Genomic DNA, 18,590 nt, shown 5'->3' with positions numbered 1-18,590 from the left:
TCGAATGAAGAGAGGCGACGAGATGGAACAGTCTGGCGGAATCGTGCTGGTCGGCTGCGGCAACATGGGCTTCGCGCTGCTCGAAGGCTGGCTTGATCGGGCCGGTATTCCTGCCGCCGACATTCATGTGGTCGAGCCTGCGGAACCTCTTCGTCACCGCGCCGCCGCGCGTGGCGCAACGGTTTACGTCGATGCGTCCGGCCTGCCGGAGGCGCTGCAACCTCAAGCGGTCATTGTCGCCGTCAAGCCGCAGATCGTCGGCTCGATGCTGGGCGCATACCGTCGGTTCAGGGAGACGGCGGTGTTCGTCAGCATCGCCGCCGGCGTGCCGCTCTCGACCTTCGAGGCAACGCTTGGCGAATCCGCGATCGTGCGCGCCATGCCCAACATGCCGGCCTCGATCGGCATGGGGGTGATTGCAGCCTTCGGCAATGCCCATATCGACGAGGTTCAGACGGGTCAGGTTACGGATCTTCTGGCGGCGGTCGGCAGCGTTCACTGGCTGTCGGAGGAAAGGCTTGTCGATGCGGCAACGGCGATATCCGGTTCGGGGCCGGCCTATCTCTTCCACTTCATCGAGTGCCTGACCGACGCGGGCATTGCCGTCGGGCTGCCGGCGGACACGGCCCTTTCCTTGGCGAAACAGACGGTGGGTGGCGCCGCTGCTCTCGCCGGCACCAGCGCCTTTTCTCCGGCAGAGCTGCGCCAGCAGGTGACCAGCCCGAACGGCACAACCGCTGCCGCCCTCGAGGTTCTGACGGCCGAGCCGGGTCTGGCCGATCTGCTGAAGCGGGCCGCTGAGGCGGCGCACCGCCGGGCGTTGGAACTGGCCGTCGTTGGCTGATCGTGGCTGAAAACCAGTCCTAACCCAGGGTCAGGGCGTTGTAAACGATGCGTCGCGCAAACCGGGAAGGTGAAACGCCTGCTGGAAATAGGACCGCAGCGCCTGCATCGGCGGCGTGAAGTCCGCTCCCCGCCGCCAGGCAAGGCCGACATCCATGGCTGGCACCGGGTCGCGCACGTTGATCGTCTCGATGCGTCGGCCTTCGAGCGACCAGGGGCGATGGACCATGTCGGACAGAATGGTCACGCCCTGGCCATTGGCGACGAGCGAACGCACCGCCTCGACCGACGAGGTCCTGAGATTGACGCGCGGCTGATAGGTCGAGGCGCTCCAGTATTTCAGAGACGAATGCGCGGCTTCGTCCACCGTCAGCATGATGTAGGGTTCTTCGGAGATCTCGCGAAAACCGACGCTGTCGCGTTGGAGCAGCGGATGCTGGGCGGGCACCCAGAGCCGCCGCGTCGAGCTCATCAGCTTTTCGGTCGTCAGCGCCGGGTTGAGGATGTTGGAGGTCAGAAGCACCGCCATGTCGTAGCGGTTGGTGAGCAGGCCCTCCTCGATCGATTCCCGCTTGAGCTCGAACAGTTGCAGCTCGAGTTTCGGAAACAGGCGCCGCAGCCGCTCGATATGCTGCGGCAGGAAGTAGCCGATAACGGTATAGGTGGCGGCGATTGCCAGCGTGCCCTCGACGGCGCTGCTGACGACGTTCAGATGCGTCGCCTCGTCCACTTTCTTCAGGATCTCGTAGGCGTGGGAGAGGAACTCTCGCCCTGCCATCGTCAGGTCCATGCCGCTCGGCGTGCGCAGGAACAGGTTGGCGCCGACGATGCGCTCCAGTTCCTTGATGGCGGTGGTTACAGCGGACTGGGAGATCGAGAGATCGATCGCCGCCTGCGATATCTGGCCAAGTTCCGCGGTTGCGACGAAATAGCGAAGCTGGCGAAGGCTGATCGACAAAGCTCATCTCCCATCTGATTATTTGATATCGTGGCTTCGAAAATCAGAAAGCCTGCCGCGCCTTCGAGCAACCAACTGGGCATTCCCCAGGCACTCCGGCGCAAGCCATTCTAAAGACGCTAATTTTCAAACAGGGTTTTTGCAACTGCGAATTCTGAAAATCAGATTCAAGCCATATGAAAATAGAATTTTTCAAATGCCGTGTTTCGCCCTAGCGTTTCTTCCAGAGGTCAGGGTTGCCGGGAGAGCAATCTCCAGGAGAGCGACCTGCAACAGAGGGATGAGGCATTGCTCGACGTCGTCGATATCAATTGCGATATGGGAGAAGCCTTCGGCCGCTGGCGCATCGGCGATACCGACGATGCGACATTGATGCCGCTGATCAGCTCTGCCAACATCGCTGCCGGCTTCCACGCTGGCGATCCCAATCTGATGGATGAGACGGTTCGGCTCGCCGCCGAACATGGCGTCGGCATCGGCGCCCATCCCGGCTATCGCGACCTGCAGGGTTTCGGCCGCCGCAAGATTGCGGGCACCGCCCGCGAGCTCGTCAACGACATGGTCTACCAGGTCGGCGCGATCCGCGAATTCGCCCGCCGGCACGGTGCGCCTCTGCAGCATGTGAAGCCGCATGGGGCACTTTACATGGAGATGGCCGTCAACCGCGAACTCTCCCAGATCTTCATGCAATACATGCGCACGGTCGCGCCCAATGCTTTTGTCTTCTGCATGGCCGGATCGGCGACGGAGCTTGCAGCTCACGAAGTCGGCCAACCCGTCATCCGCGAGTTCTATGCCGACCGCGACTATGACGACAGCGGCTCGATCGTTTTCACCCGTGATGCCGGCCGGCCGGATGCCGCGGTAATCGCCCGCAAGGTCGTTCGCGCCTGTCGGGAAGGGCGGGTGCGCACGGTCACCGGCGCCGACGTCGATGTCCCGTTCGAATCCATCTGTTTTCATTCCGATACGCTGGGCGCGCTCGATATCGTGCGCCTCATGCGGGAGGCGCTGAGTGCCGAGGGCATTCGCATCGCTCCCGTCTCTCAGGTCAAAACCAGATAACATAGCGGAGGCAACCATGAGCAAGCACGAAATCCGATCGCCCCTTCCAGGAACTTTCTATCGCTCGTCTGCTCCGGATGTCCCGCCGTTCAAGGCGGACGGCGATGCCGTTTCCTCCAGCGACGCCATCGGCCTGATCGAAGTCATGAAGACCTTTCAGGAGATCCAGGCTGGGGTCGCCGGCGGCAGTATCCGCTTTCTCGTCGACAATGAAGAGCCCGTCATGGCCGGCCAGGTGATCGCCGAGGTCGAACAATGAAGCTCCGCTCGGTTCTCGTTGCCAATCGAGGCGAAATCGCCGTCCGCATCATCCGCGCCGCCAAGGCGCTCGGTATCCGCACGGTGCAGGTCCATAGCGCCGCCGACGCCGACATGCTGGCCGTCAAGCTCGCCGACGAGGCGATCGAGATCGGGCCGCCGGCGCCAAAGAAATCCTATCTCAACATAGAAGCGGTGATTGCGGCAGCCAAACGCGCCAATGTCGATGCGGTTCATCCGGGCTACGGTTTCCTGTCGGAAAACGGCGATTTTGCCGACGCTGTGGTCGATGCCGGCCTGATCTTCATCGGACCATCCGGCGATGCGATCCGGCTTCTGGGCGACAAGGTCGCCGCCCGCGCGGTTGCCGAGAAGGCCGGCGTGCCGACGGTTCCCGGAAGCGACGGCCGGATTTCCAGCCTTGCTGAAGCGCTCAAGGTCACGGAGCGCACCGACTTTCCCGTCATGATCAAGGCAGCAGCCGGCGGCGGTGGCCGCGGCATCCGCATCGTCAACAATGCGGGCGAGTTGGAGACGCAGTTTCCCCAGGCATCCGCCGAGGCGCTCGCCTCCTTTGGCGATGGTGGCCTCTATCTGGAAAAGGTCATCACCCGTGCTCGCCATGTCGAGGTCCAGATCCTCGGCGACGGCGAGAATGTCGTGCATTGCTTCGAGCGCGAATGCTCGCTGCAGCGCCGCCGGCAGAAGGTCTGGGAAGAGGCGCCGTCCTTCCTGCTTCCGCCCGAAGTCCGCCAGAAGCTTTGCGACAGCGCCGTCGCCCTGGCGCGCTCCGTCGGCTACCGCGGGGCCGGCACGGTCGAATACCTCTATGACGACGAGACCGGCCAGTTCTATTTCATCGAGGTCAACACCCGCATCCAGGTGGAACACCCGGTGACCGAGATGATCACCGGCATCGATCTGGTCGAGGAGATGTTCCGCATCGCCGCCGGTGCCCCGCTCTCGGTTCGCCAGGCCGACATCGCCGTCAACGGCCATGCCATCGAATGCCGGATCAATGCCGAGGATCCGAGGCGTGGTTTCATGCCGGCGCCGGGCAGGATCGAAAGGCTCGAGGTGCCGGAGGGTGAGGGCATTCGTTTCGACACGATGCTCTACGAGGGTTACGTCATCCCGCCGTTCTACGATTCATTGCTCGGCAAACTGATCGTCTGGGGGGAGGATCGCGCGGCGTGCCTGGCGCGCCTCTCGCAGGCGCTGGCGCGGCTGACGATCGAGGGGGTGCCGACGACGATCCCGTTGCATCGGGCATTGGCGGCAGACCCACAGATCGCCGCAGGCGCCTTCCATACCCGCTTTCTCGAGACATGGCTTGAAACTGAATTTGCCGCCGATGGCGGCCGTGCCGCGGAGGTCGCGTGATGCCGACACGATATACGTTCGGAGGTGACGAGCACCTGTTCGTCGAATGCAGCGACGAGATGTCGTTGGAGGCCTTCTTCAAGAGCCTTTCCATGGCCAACGGCGTCAAGGAGAGCGGCATCAAGGGCATCACCGAGATCTGTCCGGCCAATGCGTCCTTCCAGATCAAGTTCGACCCGGATCAGATCAAGCCCGAGGACGTGCTGAGGGAAGTACGGGCGATCGAGGGTGCGGCAGAGCGGGCCGAGCCAGTCATTCGCACCCGCATCGTCGAAATCCCGGTCTTCTACAATGACCCCTGGACGAACGAGACGCTGATGCGCTTTCGCGAGCGCCACCAGGAGCCGTCGGGAACCGATCTCGACTATGCCACCCGCATCAACGGCTATGGCGATGTCGACGATTTCGTCGCGGCCCATTCCGGCTCGCCCTGGTTCGTGTCGATGGTCGGCTTCGTCGCCGGCTTGCCGTTCATGTACCAGATGGTCGAGCGGCAACGGCAGATCCAGGTGCCGAAATACCTGCGCCCGCGCACCGACACGCCGCGGCTGACCGTCGGTCATGGCGGCTGCTTCGGCTGCATCTATTCGGTGCGCGGTGCCGGCGGCTACCAGATGTTCGGCATCACGCCGATGCCGATCTTCGATCCGACGCAGACCACCAGCTATCTGCGCGACTTCATGGTGTTCTTCCGGCCGGGCGACATCGTCAAGTTCAAGCCGATCGATCGCGATGCCTATGATCAGGCGGTCGAGGACGTCGACAAGGGGCGCTTCAGCCCGCCGGTCCACGAGGTCAGCTTCGACCTGCGTGAATTCCAGAAGGATATCACTGGCTACAACACTCGGCTGGAGGGCATGATCAATGGCCATTAAGGTTCTGCATCACGGCCTTGCGACCACCGTCCAGGACCTTGGCCGTCCGGGCTATTTCCATCTCGGGATTCCGCTCGGCGGCGCCATGGATCGCTATGCGATGCGCGCCGCCAATCTGCTCGTTGGAAACGACGAGGGCTCTGCCGGCCTCGAAGCGGTGTTCCTCGGCCCCAAGCTCGAATTTACCGAAGACGCGGTCGTTGCCGTGACTGGAGCCGACATGCCGGCAAAGGTCGACGGCGTCGAGCAGCCGGGTTGGACGGCTTTTTCCGTTCGCGCCGGCCAGACGCTGACTTTCGATTTCCTCAAATCCGGCGCCCGCATCTACATCGCCGTTGCCGGCGGCATCGACGTGCCGTTGGCGCTCGGCAGCCGCTCGACCTACCCGATCGGTGCGCTTGGCGGCTACAAGGGCCGGCCGCTTGCGGCGGGCGACGAACTGCCGGTTGGTGCAGCCAATGGGTCCAGTGAGGCCCGTTCGGTGGCTGAGCAGTTGCGGCGCCTGCCCGCAGCCCCCGTGGCGTTGCGCGTCCTGCCCGGTCTCTACTGGGATCGCCTTTCCGACGAGGCCAAGCTGAGCTTCTTTGCCGACGAATGGAAGGTGGCGCCGGAAGCCGACCGCATGGGCTACCGCTTCCGCGGCGGTCGCAAGCTTTCCTTCGTCGAGCGCGAGCAGCCGTTCGGCGCCGGCTCCGACCCGTCCAACATCGTCGACAGCTGCTACCCCTATGGCTCCATCCAGGTGCCCGGCGGAACAGAGCCGATCATCCTGCATCGCGATGCGGTTTCGGGCGGCGGCTACTTCATGCTCGGAACGGTGATCTCCGCCGACATGGATCTGATCGGGCAGATGCAGCCGCATACGCCGACCCGGTTCGTCGAGGTAACGATGGATGAGGCCCTGGCGGCGCGGGCTGAGGAAAACACTCGGCTTGAGGCTCTGCGCACGTCGCTGCGCTGACGGGGAAACGGAGGGCAGGATGGAGCGCGGGGATCGGAAGGGAAAATCGGTAGCCGCGCCCGGCAACGTCGGCAACGCAACCGAGCGCGTTTGCCTATTCGACGACGCGGGTCAGATACGCCGCGGTAACGCTTGGGCCCGGAATGATCGCAACGATCTTCATCTGGGCGATCGTTCGGTTCATCGAAGCGTCGATGTGGTTCTCCAGCATCGCCGCAGCCGCTGCGGTCGCACCGCGCGTCATCAGTTCGACGATCAGCCGGATCTCCGCAATCACCGCCGGGTCTCCCGGAAGGCCGAGCTGCCGGAGCAGCCGTTCGGTCGCGGTGACCGGCAACAGGTTGTTGCGGATCAGTTCGCGCAGGCGCTCGTTCGGCATGGCCAGCACGCAGCACTCGGTAAACTGCGTGCGGATGTCCTCGAGGTTCTGCCAGGCGTCCGCCGATTGCGCGCCGTCGCGTTCGCTGAGCCGGCTAAACAAGGCAGCAAGCCGATCCCGGTCGATATGGCCGGCGCCAAGGGCAAGCGCCTGCGGCTCGAGCAGACGGCGCAGCATGAAATGATCCTTGACGGTCTGGGCCGTCAGCGGGCCGGCAATCCAGTGCGAGCTTTGGTTCTTGCGCACCAGCCCGCGCTCGCGCAGGCGCGTAAGAACATCGCGCACGACGGTGCGGCTGACGCTGAAGTGGTTGGCGAGTTCGTTTTCGATGATGCGGTACTGGCCGAAGATGACGCAGCCGGCGACGTCGTTCTCGATCTCGGTGTAGATGCGCTCCCAGGACGAGCGGCTTTGCAGCGCCTCGTCGGCATGTTGTGGGATGGTGAGCCCGAGCGACTTGATGTCGGTGCGGTTGGGTTCGATCGCCCGGCCCGGCGGTCCGACGAGATAGCCGCGTCCCTTGAAGCGGTGAACGAGGCCGTCGCTTTCCAATTGAAGGAGCGCACGCTGAACCGGCGCCCGCGAAATCTGCAGGATTTCCGCGATCGGCCCTTCGAGCAGAACGAGGCCGGCCGGCAGGACGCCATCGGCGATGTTACTGCGCAGGACGTCCTCGGCAATTTCGTAGCGGCGCTGGGTATTCTGGCCGAGGCGTGGCTCGCTCATGCGATCGGGCGTCTTCCGTTTGGCTGGCAATTTTGTCCTCTTTCTTTACGCCACTTGCCTGGGGATGTGACAGCTGAAAATAAATGCATTTTGCATACGAGATGGCAAATTAAATGTGCGAATGCCTGTCATGTCCGGCCATGAACAGCGTGACGCGAGATCGCTGTTCAGGCAAAGATGGGCGCCGTTGCTGCCCTGTCAGTTGCGTCTATATGGTGCGCTGAGACGTATAGGAACTGCAGATTGCACGATATATCTGATTGTCTGGCGCATTTTCCGGCCGAGGTCGGCGTCTGTGATTGCGTGTCGGGATGATGGCGCATTTCACTTCGAGATAAAAGACGAATAAAAGTCTATTGCATACAAAAATCATTCATGTCATTGTTCGTGACATGCAAGCGCTCAGAAGAAGCGTGCAGGTGGAACTTATCTTTTGAACCGCAAAGGACCTTCATCCTCGACGCGCATGTGACCATGCGCGAACGCAATCGCATGTCCGTTCGGATGCCGCGTCGGCTCCGGCGACGGCGAAGCTTTGAGGGCGAGCGTTACGGCGGCAAACTGGCAGGAAACCAATGTCGACGGTCCTTCAGCTCAAGAACATCACCAAAACCTACGGCGACATGCGTGCGCTCAGCGGCATCGATCTAGCCTTGCCCGGCGATGCCTACATTTCGCTTCTCGGGCCGAGCGGATCCGGCAAGACGACGCTCTTGAGGGTCATTGCCGGTTTTGAGCATCCGGATGGCGGCGCGATCCTGTTTGATGGCAAGCGCATCGACACCGTGGCGCCGCACCAGCGCGGCATCGGTTTCGTCTTCCAGAACTTCGCGCTCTTTCCGCATCTGTCCGTCGCGCAGAACATTGCCTTCGGCCTGGAAAACAGGGATGTCGATCCGGTCACCGACCGGCGTGTCGTCGACGCCCGAGTGCGCGATATCATCAGCCTCGTCGGCCTTTCCGGTCTCGAGGGCCGGGCGGTCACCCAGATCTCCGGCGGCCAGCGCCAGCGTGTCGCCCTGGCGCGCACGCTGGTCACCGAGCCGCGCATGGTGCTTCTCGACGAGCCGCTCGGCGCGCTCGACGCCAATCTGCGTGCCCGGATGCGGGCGGAATTGAGGGCGATCCGCGAGCGCTGCGGCGTCACCTTCCTGCATGTCACCGGCAGCGAGGCCGAGGCCTTGGCAATGGGCGATACGGTCCTGGTGCTCGAAAGCGGTCGCATCGCCCAGTCGGCGGATTCCGATACCGTCTACAACAGGCCCGCGTCTCCGGCCGTTGCCCGCTTTCTCAACTGCTACAACCTCTTTCCCGGACGGATCGAGGGTGGCACCTTTGTTGGCGGCGTCGGCCGGTTTGCACTTGGCTCAGGGGCGCCGACGCGGGCGGCATCGCCCGCCTATGCGATCCGCTACGACCGTGTTGCCGTCCGGCCGCGCGAAGCCGCTACCGCCGAGGACGAGATCCGCATCGAGGCGAATTTCGTCGCCAGCGAATACTCCGGTGCCGCGGTCAATTCCTTCTTCGCGCTCGATGACGGCCGGGTTTTCGAGGTCGAAAGCCACCTCAGCCACGCAGCGCCTGAGACCTATGCCGAGCAGGGTCGCTACGCGCTCGTCTGGAAGCGGGAGGACGCCCTTGTCTACGCTTGAGACCGTTTTCGCAAAACCCGGCGCCATGGCGCCGCACCGTTCCCGCCCGGAGAATGAGAGATGAGCATGATGGCCGTTGCGGAACAGACGGAAACCGAACCCGTCGTCGAGAAAAAATCACCGGGAAAGGCGCTTTGGCTGCTGGCACCCGGCGTCATCTGGATGAGCCTCTTCCTCGTCCTGCCCATGCTGATGATGGTCTACGTCTCCTTCTGGACCCAGACGACCTTCACCATCGAGCCGACGCTGACGCTGAAGAGCTGGGTCACCTTTTTCACCAGCGACACCTATCTCGGTGCGCTCTGGACCACGGTGCGCATCTGGCTGATCGTGCTCGTCGCCACCGTGCTGGTGGGCTATCCCGCCGCCCTTTTCGTCGGGCTATTCGTCAAGAACAAGGCGCTGCAGACGGTGCTCCTGGTGCTGTGCGTCATCCCCTTCTGGACCTCGTTCCTGATCCGCGTTCTCGCCTGGCGTCCGATGCTCGGCAAGGAGGGCGCGATCAACATGATCCTGATGAACTTCGGCATCACCGACGCCCCGATCGAGGTGCTGCTGTTCTCCGAGCTGTCGGTGATCATCGGCATGACCCAGATCTACTGCGTGTTCATGGTCGGGCCGATCGCCTTCATGCTCGGCCGCATCGACACTTCGATCATCGAGGCCGCCCAGGATCTGGGCGCCGGCTTCTGGCGGATCTTCCGCACGATCATCCTGCCGCTGTCGATGCCGGGCGTGGTCGTCGGCGCGATCTTCGTCTCGGTCATGGTCCTCGGTGAATTCGCGACCTCCGCCGCCCTGTCGGGCCGCAAGGTCAACCTGCTCGGAAACATCATCGTCACCCAGGTCGGTTCGCTGAAATGGGCCTTTGCGGCGGTCGCCGGCGTCGTGCTCACCATCCTGATGGGCGCGGTGGTTGCGGCGCTGCTCAGGGTCGTCGATCTCAGGAAGGAGCTCTGATCATGAATGCCAGCGGCATCAAAACCGGCCTTGGCGCCTATACCGCGCTCTTCCTGGTCTTCCTCTATGGCCCGCTCGTCGTGCTTGCCATCCTGTCCTTCCAGACAGGACCGGAGGGCGGACCGCAGTTCCCGATCATCGAATGGTCGACCTATTGGTACAAGCATCTCTTCGGCCTGACGCCGCCGTCGCGCATCGCGCCGCTGCCGATCGAGCAGGCGCTGGTCCGCTCGCTCGGCCTTGCGGTGATGACCATGATCGTCTCGACGGTGCTGGGCGTCACCGCAGCGCAGGCCTTCCGCCGCAAGTTCCGCGGCTCGGGCGTCGTCTTCTACCTCATCGTTCTCGGCATGATGGTGCCGGGCGTGCTCGTCGGTCTCGGCATGGCGCTCGTTGCCAACACGCTTGGCATCGATCGCCACTGGTGGAGCACCGCCTTCGTTCTCCACGTGGTTTACACCTTCCCCTTCGCCTTCCTGGTGATGCTGGCGATCTTCAACCGGTTCGATCCGAGCATGGAGGAGGCGTCCTGGTCGCTCGGCGTCACGCCGGCGCGCACCTTCCGCAAGGTGACGTTCCCGCTGATCTTCCCCGGCGTGCTTTCCGCCATGCTCTTTGCCTTCACGCTCTCCTATGACGAGTTTTCGCGCACGCTCTTCGCTTCCGGCCGCGATCTGACGCTGCCGTTGGCGATCTACGGCACCTTCTCCGTCGAAGTGCATCCGAACGTCTTTGCCTTCGGGGTGCTGACGACCCTGTTCTCCTTCGCCCTGCTCGGCACCTATGCGGCGCTGATGATGCTTTCGGTGCGCCGCGCCAAGCGCATCGCGATCCAGGAGGAGGCATGATGGCCGGCTCCTCCGCACTCGGCTCTGCGATCGTCACCGGTGCCGGATCCGGCATCGGCAGGGCCATCGCCTTGCGGCTGGCGGCCGACGGCTATGCCGTCGTCGTCAACGATCTCTCGTCGGAACGCTCAGAGGCGGTTGCTGATGAAATCGCTGCTGCGGGCGGCGTAGCGCTCGCGGTATCAGGCGACGTTTCAAGCGAGGCCGACGTCAAGGCGACGGCCGAGAAGGCGGCGCAATTTCACGGCCCCGTGGCGCTGCTCGTCAACAATGCCGGCATCGCCCATCAGGCGCTGTTCGAAAATCTCGAGGTCGCCGATTTCGACCGGATGTTTGCGGTGCATGTGCGCGGCACCTTCCTCATGACCAAGGCCGTGCTGCCGGGAATGCTTGCCCGTGGCGAGGGTGTAATCGTCAACATGGCCTCGCAGCTCGGCCAGATCGGCGGTGTCGAGCTCGTGCACTACTCGTCCGCCAAGGCGGCGATCATCGGCATGACCAAGGCGCTTGCCCGCGAGGTGTCGAGCCGCGGCGTGCGCGTCAACGCGGTCGCGCCCGGCCCCATCAATACGCCGCTCGTCATGGGGCTGTCCGAGGATTGGCGGGCGGCAAAGAAGGCGCAGCTGCCGCTTGGGCGGTTCGGCGAGCCGGACGAAATCGCCGCGACTGTCGCGTTCCTGGCCTCGCCGGCGGCGAGCCTGTTCGTCGGGCAGACGCTCGGACCGAACTCCGGCGACGTGATGCTCTGACAGGAAAGATGAAAATGCCAAATCCTCCCAAGACCTCCCGCATTGTCATCGTGACCGGTGCCGGCATCGGCATCGGTCAGGCGACCGCCAGGGCTTTTGCCGCCAAGGGCGACCACGTCGTCGTCACGGACATTCTCGAGCGCGAAGGCTCAGCCACCGTCGAAGCCATCCGAGAGGCCGGCGGGTCCGCCGAATTCGCCTATTACGACGTCCGCTCGACGTCGGCCACCGACGCGCTTGTCGCCGATCTGGAAAAACGCCACGGCCGCATCGACGTCGTCGTCGCCAATGCCGGTATTGCCCATCGCACCCCGCTTGCTGCGCTCACCGACGACAAGTGGGACCTGACCTTCGACATCGACTTGAAGGGCATCTTCCGTCTCGCGCGGGCGGTTGCGCCGGGCATGCGGCAGCGCGGCGAGGGCAACATCGTTGCGCTCTCCTCGATCATGGGCGTGGCCTATGGCTGGGATGAGCATGTGCATTACTCCGCCGCCAAGTCCGGCGTTGTTGGTCTGGTGCGGGGGCTTGCGGTCGAATTTGCCGGCGACGGGGTTCGCGTCAACGGCGTGGCACCCGGCTACATCCGCACGGCCCAGCTGCTGTCGGAGGAAAACTCGCTCGGGCCTGATGGCGCGGAAGCCGCTGCGGCCTTCATCCCGATGAAAAGGCTCGGGACGCCTGACGATATCGCCGACGTCATCGCGTTCCTGGCATCCGACAGCGCGAGATACATGACCGGCCAGGTGCTGGTCGTGGATGGAGGCCTCCTGGTGGGGCGCTACTAGCGCCGCGTTGCGCGGCGAAAGAACAAGGGGCTCGCATCAAGCGGGCTCCGGGGAACAACAACAACTGGAGAAGAGACAATGCCAAATCTGGAAATCAATCGCCGCTCCCTCCTCAAACGGTCCGCAGGCATGATGGCACTGGCGATGGGCGGCGGTACGCCGTTCCTGACGTCGCGCGCCGCCTTCGCGCAGGCCGCCGACCTGGCCGGCCAGCAGCTGCGCACCATCGGCCTCTCGGTTACCGTTCAGGAGCGCATCCTCGAGCAGTTCAAGGCCGCTGCAGGCGTCGGCGGCACCTCCGGAACGGCCGCGACCTTCCCGGACGCCCAGACGAAGATCCTCTCCGGCTCCAAGGATTATGATTGCTGGGAAATCATCGCCGAGCGCCTGCCGTCGATCGTCATGACCAACAATGTCGAGCCAGTCTTGGCCTCGTCTTTGAAGAACTGGGCCAACATACGCGATACCTTCACGACCGCGAGCGACAAGTGGGATCGTTCTGCCCAGATCGTCGGCCAGATCTGGACCGACGAAAGCCAGACGGCGCTGAACATGGTGCCAGCCGTCTATAACTACGATTCCATCGGCTACAATCCCGATGTGCTGTCGGCAGAAGAAGCCAACAGCTGGACGGCGATCTTCGATCCGAAGTGGAAGGGCAAGTCCGGCATCAACACCGACCCCTTGATCGCCATCGGCCAGGCGATGATGGCGATGAACTCGCTCGGCCTTTCCGACGTCAAGAACCCCGGCAATGCGACGGCCGCCGAAATCGACGAAGCTGCAAAGTTCCTGATCTCCAAGAAGAAGGAAGGTCAGTTCCGTGCCCTCTGGGGTGATTTCGGCGAACTCGTCAACCTGATGGCCTCGGGCGAGATGGTCGTCTGCGACGCCTGGCAACCGGCGGTTATGGCGGTCAAGGCGCAGGGCAAGCCCTGCCGCTACGCCGTGCCGAAGGAAGGCTATCGCGGCTGGGCGATCGGGCCTGCGATGATTGCCGGAACCGCCAACAAGGAGGCGGTCATCGCCTATGCGGACTACTGGCTATCGGGCGAGCCGGGTATCACCGTTTCCGAGCAGGGCTATTACTCGCCATCGACCAACATCAAGAACGTCATGGCGCCGGAGAAATATGCCTTCTGGTACGAGGGCAAGCCCTGGGTTGGCGCCGAGGAGCGCGGCATCAAGGAAGGCGACCTGCGCGACGGCGGCTCGCTCGATGAGCGCGCCAAGAACGTCGCCTACTGGCACCAGTGGCCGGATGAATACGACCACCTGATCCAGAAGTGGGACGAATTCCTCAACGCCTGATGAAGGACGGCCGGGGCGCAAGCCCGCCCCGGCCTTTCCACCAACGCATCCGCTATTAGAACCGGAGAACGACTGTGATCTTCGACCTCGAACTCAACAATGTCGGCAAGGTCTATGACAACGGCACGCCCGCCGTGATCGATTTCAACCTGTCGGTTTCCAAGGGCGAGTTCATCGCGTTTCTCGGGCCATCAGGCTGCGGCAAGACGACGACGCTGCGCATGATCGCCGGCTTCGAATCGATCTCCTCCGGCGAGATGCTGATCAAGGGCAAGCGCATGAACGACATTCGGCCGGAACACCGGCCGACGTCGATGATCTTCCAGAGCTACGCGCTCTTTCCCCACATGACCGTGCGCCGCAATGTCGGCTACGGCCTCGACGTCAAGGGCATGGCGAAAGCCGAGCGCGACGCCAAGGTCGACCGGATCCTGGCGACGCTGGGCCTCGAAGACATTGCCGAGAAGAAGCCCGACCGGTTGTCGGGTGGCCAACGCCAACGCATCGCGCTTGCCCGCGGGCTGGTGGTCGAGCCGGACATTCTACTGCTCGACGAGCCGCTCGGCGCGCTCGATGCCAATCTGCGCAAGGCAATCCAGAACGAACTGAAGCTGCTGCAGAAGACGCTCGGCGTCACCTTCGTCTTCGTCACCCATGCCCAGTCGGAGGCGCTGGCGCTCTCCGACCGGATCGTGGTGATGAACCAGGGCAAGGTCGAGCAGATCAGCCCGCCGCATCAGCTGTACACCCGGCCAAACACCGCCTTCGTCGCCCAGTTCATCGGCAACAACACGATCTTCCAGGGCGAAGTCGAAGGCGCATCGGACGACCGGACCTTGGTTTCGACGCCGCTCGGGCAGCTGTCCGGCCGGCCGAACGGGACCCTTTCCAAGCGGTCGCGGGTCAACGTCGTCATCCCGGCCGAAGCGATCGAGGTGCACCCGGCAGCTCGGGTTTCTCGTGACCAGATTGCTCATACGGTCGGCGGTAACGTCGTCAGCGCCAGCGTCAGCCGCTTCGATGTCGTCGGCCACGTATCCCATCTGACGGCGGCACTGGCAGACGGGCGCACCGTTTCGCTCGAAGCCCATGTCGACAAGTACCAGCCCGACTCCTTCCCCGTCGGCGCGGACATTCTTTTGAGCTGGCAATCGGGCGAAGCCACCGTCATTCCAGCCTGATCACTAGAGCGGGATGAGGAAAAGTGTGTGCGGTTTCCGCCCGCATCCCGCTCCGACTTACGAGAAGAGAAAACACGAAGGAGACATACCATGGCCAAGGAAATCCTCTGCAGCTTCGGCGTCGACGTCGACGCGGTAGCCGGCTGGCTCGGGTCCTACGGGGGCGAGGACTCACCGGACGATATCTCGCGCGGCCTTTTTGCAGGCGAAGTCGGCAGTCCGCGACTGCTGAAGTTGTTCGAACGCTTCGGCATCAAGACCACCTGGTTCATTCCCGGCCACTCGATCGAGACCTTCCCGGAACAGATGCAGGCCGTGGCGGACGCCGGCCACGAAATCGGCATTCACGGCTATACCCATGAAAACCCGATCGCCATGACGCGCGAGCAGGAGACCGAAGTTCTCGATAAGTGCATCGATCTCGTCACCAAGCTCTCGGGCAAGCGTCCTACCGGCTATGTCGCGCCGTGGTGGGAGTTTTCCAACGTCACCAACGAGCTACTGCTGGAACGCGGGATCAAGTACGACCATTCGCTGATGCACAACGACTTCACGCCCTACTACGTCCGCGTCGGCGACAAGTGGACGAAGATCGACTATTCCAAGAAGCCGTCCGACTGGATGGTGCCGCTGCAGCGCGGCAAGGAGACCGATCTCATCGAAATCCCGGCCTCCTGGTATCTCGACGACCTGCCGCCGATGATGTTCATCAAGAAGGCCCCAAACAGCCACGGCTTCGTCAATCCGCACGATATCGAGCAGATGTGGCGTGATCAGTTCGACTGGGTCTATCGCGAGATGGACTATGCGGTGTTTCCGATTACCATCCACCCTGACGTTGCCGGGCGGCCGCAGGTATTGATGATGCTGGAGCGGCTCTATGCCCACATGATCAAGCATCCGGGCGTGAAGTTCGTGACCATGAACGAGATCGCCGACGATTTCGCCAAGCGCTTCCCGCGCAAGAAGTGAGCGACTGACGGGGGCGGACCGAGTGCCGTCCCCGCTTTTTACACCGATTGGATGAAACGATGTGCTCTCTCTGTGGCGTCCTTGGAGGCAACGAACACTGGGCCGATGCCGTGGCGCGGCCGGGCGTCTATACCCGCAATGTCGAGCGCATCGACCGCCGGCGCGAGCGCGCCAACCGCGTGCGGATCGCCAATGCGATGCTCGCGCGTTTCGGTCTGACCATCTCGGATTGGCAGGGCGCCTCCTTCGTGCTCGCCACCCGCACCGGCAAGAGCGAGATCATCGAGGACCTCGGCCATCTCTGGCCGGCGGCCGAACGGCTTTGCGGCCGTCCCTGCGACCCGCTCGATCCCGGCCTGATTGCCGCTGCGGAGGCCGCGATCGATGACTGAACCGCAGATCCCGAGGCTGACCCCGATCAATCTGCTCACGGGCTTTCTCGGCTCCGGCAAGACGACACTGCTCGCGCGCCTGCTCGCCGATCCGGCCCTTTCGGACGCAGCCGTTCTCATCAACGAGTTCGGGGAGGTCGGTCTCGACCATCACCTGGTCGAGCGCATCGACGACACGATGGTGCTCTTACAATCTGGCTGTCTCTGCTGCACTGTGCGCGGCGAACTGGCCGATGCGATCAAGGATCTGCATTCGAAGCGGGAACGCGGGCTGGTTCCGCCTTTCCGTCGCATCGTCGTCGAAAGCACGGGACTTGCCGATCCGTTTCCGGTGCTGTCGACGATCAAATCCGACCCGGTGTTGCGCCATCATTTTCGCCCCGGCAACGTGATCACCACGGTCGATGCGGTCAACGGTCTCCGCCAGCTTGGAGCCTATGTGGAGTCCAACCGGCAGGTCGCCGTTGCCGATCGGCTCGTCATCACCAAGGCAGATCTGGCGCCAGCGGTCGATGTGTCGGGCCTTGTCGAGAAGTTGCGTGGCATCAATCCGGACGCGCCGCTTCTGACGGCAAGCGATCCGTCCTTCGACGTTGCCGCGCTCGTCGACGAAAACCTCGGCCTGCGGGCCGCGGTGCTGCAATCGACCAGCGGCTTCTATTGCGAGGCGCCGATCCAGCTGGCAACTGCGCAAGGCGGGGTGCACCCGTCGGCGGTGACCTCCTTCGTGATGTCGGTGGAGCGCGCCATCGACTGGACGGCATTCGGTATCTGGCTAACGATGCTGCTGAACCGCCACGGCGACAGGGTGCTGCGGGTCAAAGGCATTCTCAATATTGCCGGCGAGGAGCGTCCGGTCGCCATTCATGGTGTCCAGCATCTGGTACACACACCTGTTCATATGGAGCGCTGGCCGGATGAGGATCGCCGCTCGCGCATCGTGTTTATTGTTGACGGTCTGGATGTCGAGCTGCTGAAACGGTCGTTCGAGGCTTTTGCCCTCGACCGGTCCCCCGTCGAGGATGCGGCCGGCCCGAAACGCAGCCTTCAGGAACGTCAGTCGTCTTCATGAACAAGCACCAGCCTGACCAAGCGACAACAGCGACACCATCCCTCCACCTCTCAGGGCGCCCACGTTTGCGCGTGCTCGGCACGGCGATCTCGCTGCTGGAGGAGTTGCGGGTTCGCGCCGAGGCGGATCTCGGCATCGAGGTCGTGTTCGACAACAACGACTTCCTGACGACGCAGCACAAGGCGGCGCAGGAGCCTGACAGTTACGACATCTACGACCAGTGTTTCCACAATCTCGATATCGTCTGGTACTGGCGGGCGATCCAGCCGATCGAGATCGGCCGCATTGCGCTTTGGAACGAGATCAACGATCTGACGAAAACCGGCCATATCGGCCCGAACGCTCGCTTGGGGCAGGGGGATGCACCGGTCAAGAAACTGTTCGTGCAGCCCAATCTCGAACTCGGGGACACACCGTCGAGCACGATCTCGATGCTGCCGACGACGCACAATTTCGACAGTTTCGCCTACAGGACAGACGTCGCGCCCAACACGGTGTCGATGAACAGCTGGGCAGCGCTTCTCGACGAGCGCTGGGCCGGACGCGCCGCCCTCGTCGACGAGCCGGCGATCGGTATCTTCGATGCGGCGCTTGCCGCACAGGCGTCGGGCCTGATGTCGTTCGACAATATCGGCGCTATGACGGTCGACGAGATCGACCGGCTGATCGGCCTGCTCGAAGAGCGCAAGAAGAACGGCTATTTCCGCGCCTTCTGGCGCACGGCCGAAGATGCGGCGCGGCTGATGGTGCGGGGCGAGACCGATATCCAGAGCATGTGGTCGACGGGCATCAGTATTCTCAACGGCCAGGGCGTGCCGGTGGAACAAGCGGTGCCGGCGGAAGGCTATCGCGCCTGGCATGGGGGCCTGTGCCTCGCCCGTCATCTGTCGGGCCGCATGCGCGATGTCGCCTATGACTATCTCAACTGGTGGATCTCGGGCTGGCCGGGCTCGGTCGTCGCGCGTCAGGGCTATTACATCTCGACACCGGAGCGCTCGCGGCAGTTTATGTCGGTGGCCGAGTGGGACTACTGGTATGGCGGCCTGCCGGCGGCCAGCGACCTGCCGGGTCCAGATGGCGGCATGCGCATCCGCGCCGGATCGGTCAGGAGTGGCGGTTCCTACTGGCAGCGCGCCAACTGCATCGCGGTCTGGAACACCACCATGGACGAACACAATTATCTCGTCCGCCGCTGGATGCAGCTGGTCGAGCGATAG

Annotated in this window: 19 protein-coding genes; 17 read left to right on the top strand and 2 right to left on the bottom strand. The window is 63.2% G+C overall.

Going from position 1 to position 18,590, the window contains the following annotated elements; all coding sequences use genetic code 11:
• Positions 1-4: 4 nt before the first annotated feature.
• Complete coding sequence (gene proC, locus BLJAPNOD_RS24775) at positions 5-844, top strand: pyrroline-5-carboxylate reductase (RefSeq protein ID WP_244611072.1); 840 nt, start codon at positions 5-7, stop codon at positions 842-844.
• Positions 845-874: 30 nt separating this feature from the next.
• Here proC and BLJAPNOD_RS24770 read toward each other — a convergent pair whose 3' ends face one another.
• On the bottom strand, positions 875-1,801 hold the full coding sequence (locus BLJAPNOD_RS24770) for a LysR family transcriptional regulator (RefSeq protein ID WP_077501659.1): 927 nt from the start codon (positions 1,799-1,801) through the stop codon (positions 875-877).
• Between the two features lie 288 nt (positions 1,802-2,089).
• Between BLJAPNOD_RS24770 and BLJAPNOD_RS24765 the strand changes: the two genes are divergently transcribed.
• The 5 genes from BLJAPNOD_RS24765 to BLJAPNOD_RS24745 are packed head-to-tail and all read left to right on the top strand — an operon-like array spanning position 2,090 to position 6,343.
• Positions 2,090-2,866, top strand: coding sequence for a 5-oxoprolinase subunit PxpA (locus tag BLJAPNOD_RS24765; RefSeq protein ID WP_077501660.1), 777 nt, complete (start codon positions 2,090-2,092; stop codon positions 2,864-2,866).
• A gap of 16 nt (positions 2,867-2,882) precedes the next feature.
• Positions 2,883-3,125, top strand: coding sequence for an acetyl-CoA carboxylase (locus BLJAPNOD_RS24760; RefSeq protein ID WP_077501662.1), 243 nt, complete (start codon positions 2,883-2,885; stop codon positions 3,123-3,125).
• Positions 3,122-4,507, top strand: a complete 1,386-nt coding sequence (locus tag BLJAPNOD_RS24755; protein WP_077501664.1) for an acetyl-CoA carboxylase biotin carboxylase subunit — start codon at positions 3,122-3,124, stop codon at positions 4,505-4,507. The genes BLJAPNOD_RS24760 and BLJAPNOD_RS24755 overlap by 4 nt, the downstream gene beginning before the upstream one ends.
• Positions 4,507-5,382 carry a carboxyltransferase domain-containing protein gene (locus tag BLJAPNOD_RS24750; protein ID WP_115421783.1) on the top strand — a complete coding sequence of 292 codons (876 nt, stop codon included), beginning with the start codon at positions 4,507-4,509 and terminating at the stop codon, positions 5,380-5,382. Before BLJAPNOD_RS24755 ends, BLJAPNOD_RS24750 begins: the two co-directional genes overlap by 1 nt.
• Positions 5,372-6,343 (top strand): biotin-dependent carboxyltransferase family protein, encoded by a 972-nt coding sequence (locus BLJAPNOD_RS24745; RefSeq protein WP_115421782.1) that lies wholly within the window; start codon positions 5,372-5,374, stop codon positions 6,341-6,343. The genes BLJAPNOD_RS24750 and BLJAPNOD_RS24745 overlap by 11 nt, the downstream gene beginning before the upstream one ends.
• Before the next feature lie 94 nt (positions 6,344-6,437).
• Here the strand turns inward: BLJAPNOD_RS24745 and BLJAPNOD_RS24740 are convergent, their stop codons facing one another.
• The gene (locus tag BLJAPNOD_RS24740) at positions 6,438-7,448 is read right to left on the bottom strand and encodes a GntR family transcriptional regulator (protein WP_077501670.1); all 1,011 of its coding nucleotides are present in this window, start codon (positions 7,446-7,448) and stop codon (positions 6,438-6,440) included.
• Positions 7,449-8,023: 575 nt separating this feature from the next.
• On the opposite strand from BLJAPNOD_RS24740, the gene BLJAPNOD_RS24735 reads away from it, so the two are divergent.
• From BLJAPNOD_RS24735 to BLJAPNOD_RS24685, 11 genes are all read left to right on the top strand, one after another.
• On the top strand, positions 8,024-9,100 hold the full coding sequence (locus BLJAPNOD_RS24735; RefSeq protein ID WP_077501672.1) for an ABC transporter ATP-binding protein: 1,077 nt from the start codon (positions 8,024-8,026) through the stop codon (positions 9,098-9,100).
• Between the two features lie 60 nt (positions 9,101-9,160).
• Entirely contained in the window at positions 9,161-10,060 is a 900-nt protein-coding gene (locus BLJAPNOD_RS24730; protein ID WP_077501673.1) for an ABC transporter permease, read from the top strand.
• A 2-nt stretch (positions 10,061-10,062) separates the two neighbouring features.
• Positions 10,063-10,908: an ABC transporter permease gene (locus BLJAPNOD_RS24725; RefSeq protein WP_077501675.1), complete on the top strand. Its 846-nt coding sequence runs from the start codon at positions 10,063-10,065 to the stop codon at positions 10,906-10,908.
• A complete protein-coding gene (locus tag BLJAPNOD_RS24720; protein ID WP_077501677.1) occupies positions 10,908-11,657 on the top strand; it encodes a 3-oxoacyl-ACP reductase family protein in 750 nt (249 codons plus the stop codon). Before BLJAPNOD_RS24725 ends, BLJAPNOD_RS24720 begins: the two co-directional genes overlap by 1 nt.
• A 14-nt stretch (positions 11,658-11,671) precedes the next feature.
• The gene (locus BLJAPNOD_RS24715) at positions 11,672-12,445 is read left to right on the top strand and encodes an SDR family NAD(P)-dependent oxidoreductase (protein ID WP_115421781.1); all 774 of its coding nucleotides are present in this window, start codon (positions 11,672-11,674) and stop codon (positions 12,443-12,445) included.
• 78 nt (positions 12,446-12,523) lie between these two features.
• Positions 12,524-13,756: an extracellular solute-binding protein gene (locus BLJAPNOD_RS24710; protein ID WP_077501680.1), complete on the top strand. Its 1,233-nt coding sequence runs from the start codon at positions 12,524-12,526 to the stop codon at positions 13,754-13,756.
• Between the two features lie 74 nt (positions 13,757-13,830).
• Entirely contained in the window at positions 13,831-14,937 is a 1,107-nt protein-coding gene (locus BLJAPNOD_RS24705; RefSeq protein ID WP_115421780.1) for an ABC transporter ATP-binding protein, read from the top strand.
• A 90-nt stretch (positions 14,938-15,027) separates the two neighbouring features.
• Complete coding sequence (locus BLJAPNOD_RS24700; protein ID WP_077501684.1) at positions 15,028-15,909, top strand: polysaccharide deacetylase; 882 nt, start codon at positions 15,028-15,030, stop codon at positions 15,907-15,909.
• A gap of 59 nt (positions 15,910-15,968) precedes the next feature.
• Positions 15,969-16,301, top strand: coding sequence for a hypothetical protein (locus tag BLJAPNOD_RS24695; RefSeq protein WP_077501685.1), 333 nt, complete (start codon positions 15,969-15,971; stop codon positions 16,299-16,301).
• Entirely contained in the window at positions 16,294-17,373 is a 1,080-nt protein-coding gene (locus tag BLJAPNOD_RS24690; protein ID WP_115421779.1) for a GTP-binding protein, read from the top strand. The genes BLJAPNOD_RS24695 and BLJAPNOD_RS24690 overlap by 8 nt, the downstream gene beginning before the upstream one ends.
• Positions 17,370-18,590 (top strand): extracellular solute-binding protein, encoded by a 1,221-nt coding sequence (locus BLJAPNOD_RS24685; protein ID WP_115421778.1) that lies wholly within the window; start codon positions 17,370-17,372, stop codon positions 18,588-18,590. The genes BLJAPNOD_RS24690 and BLJAPNOD_RS24685 overlap by 4 nt, the downstream gene beginning before the upstream one ends.

It is taken from the genome of Ensifer sp. M14 (assembly GCF_003355565.1).
In the GTDB taxonomy this organism is placed as follows: domain Bacteria; phylum Pseudomonadota; class Alphaproteobacteria; order Rhizobiales; family Rhizobiaceae; genus Ensifer.
The sequence above is the reverse complement of the archived record's forward strand: the minus strand, read 5'-3'. Positions and strand labels throughout refer to the sequence as shown.

Bases quoted from the DNA above. Each gene is read 5' to 3' on its own strand.
- BLJAPNOD_RS24695 (WP_077501685.1), top strand. From the start codon at position 15,969: ATGTGCTCTCTCTGTGGCGTCCTTGGAGGCAACGAACACTGGGCCGAT.
- BLJAPNOD_RS24725 (WP_077501675.1), top strand. From the start codon at position 10,063: ATGAATGCCAGCGGCATCAAAACCGGCCTTGGCGCCTATACCGCGCTC.
- BLJAPNOD_RS24740 (WP_077501670.1), bottom strand. From the start codon at position 7,448: ATGAGCGAGCCACGCCTCGGCCAGAATACCCAGCGCCGCTACGAAATT.
- BLJAPNOD_RS24690 (WP_115421779.1), top strand. From the start codon at position 16,294: ATGACTGAACCGCAGATCCCGAGGCTGACCCCGATCAATCTGCTCACG.
- BLJAPNOD_RS24760 (WP_077501662.1), top strand. From the start codon at position 2,883: ATGAGCAAGCACGAAATCCGATCGCCCCTTCCAGGAACTTTCTATCGC.
- BLJAPNOD_RS24745 (WP_115421782.1), top strand. From the start codon at position 5,372: ATGGCCATTAAGGTTCTGCATCACGGCCTTGCGACCACCGTCCAGGAC.
- proC (WP_244611072.1), top strand. From the start codon at position 5: ATGAAGAGAGGCGACGAGATGGAACAGTCTGGCGGAATCGTGCTGGTC.
- BLJAPNOD_RS24730 (WP_077501673.1), top strand. From the start codon at position 9,161: ATGAGCATGATGGCCGTTGCGGAACAGACGGAAACCGAACCCGTCGTC.
- BLJAPNOD_RS24710 (WP_077501680.1), top strand. From the start codon at position 12,524: ATGCCAAATCTGGAAATCAATCGCCGCTCCCTCCTCAAACGGTCCGCA.
- BLJAPNOD_RS24700 (WP_077501684.1), top strand. From the start codon at position 15,028: ATGGCCAAGGAAATCCTCTGCAGCTTCGGCGTCGACGTCGACGCGGTA.
- BLJAPNOD_RS24755 (WP_077501664.1), top strand. From the start codon at position 3,122: ATGAAGCTCCGCTCGGTTCTCGTTGCCAATCGAGGCGAAATCGCCGTC.
- BLJAPNOD_RS24735 (WP_077501672.1), top strand. From the start codon at position 8,024: ATGTCGACGGTCCTTCAGCTCAAGAACATCACCAAAACCTACGGCGAC.
- BLJAPNOD_RS24750 (WP_115421783.1), top strand. From the start codon at position 4,507: ATGCCGACACGATATACGTTCGGAGGTGACGAGCACCTGTTCGTCGAA.
- BLJAPNOD_RS24685 (WP_115421778.1), top strand. From the start codon at position 17,370: ATGAACAAGCACCAGCCTGACCAAGCGACAACAGCGACACCATCCCTC.
- BLJAPNOD_RS24720 (WP_077501677.1), top strand. From the start codon at position 10,908: ATGGCCGGCTCCTCCGCACTCGGCTCTGCGATCGTCACCGGTGCCGGA.
- BLJAPNOD_RS24715 (WP_115421781.1), top strand. From the start codon at position 11,672: ATGCCAAATCCTCCCAAGACCTCCCGCATTGTCATCGTGACCGGTGCC.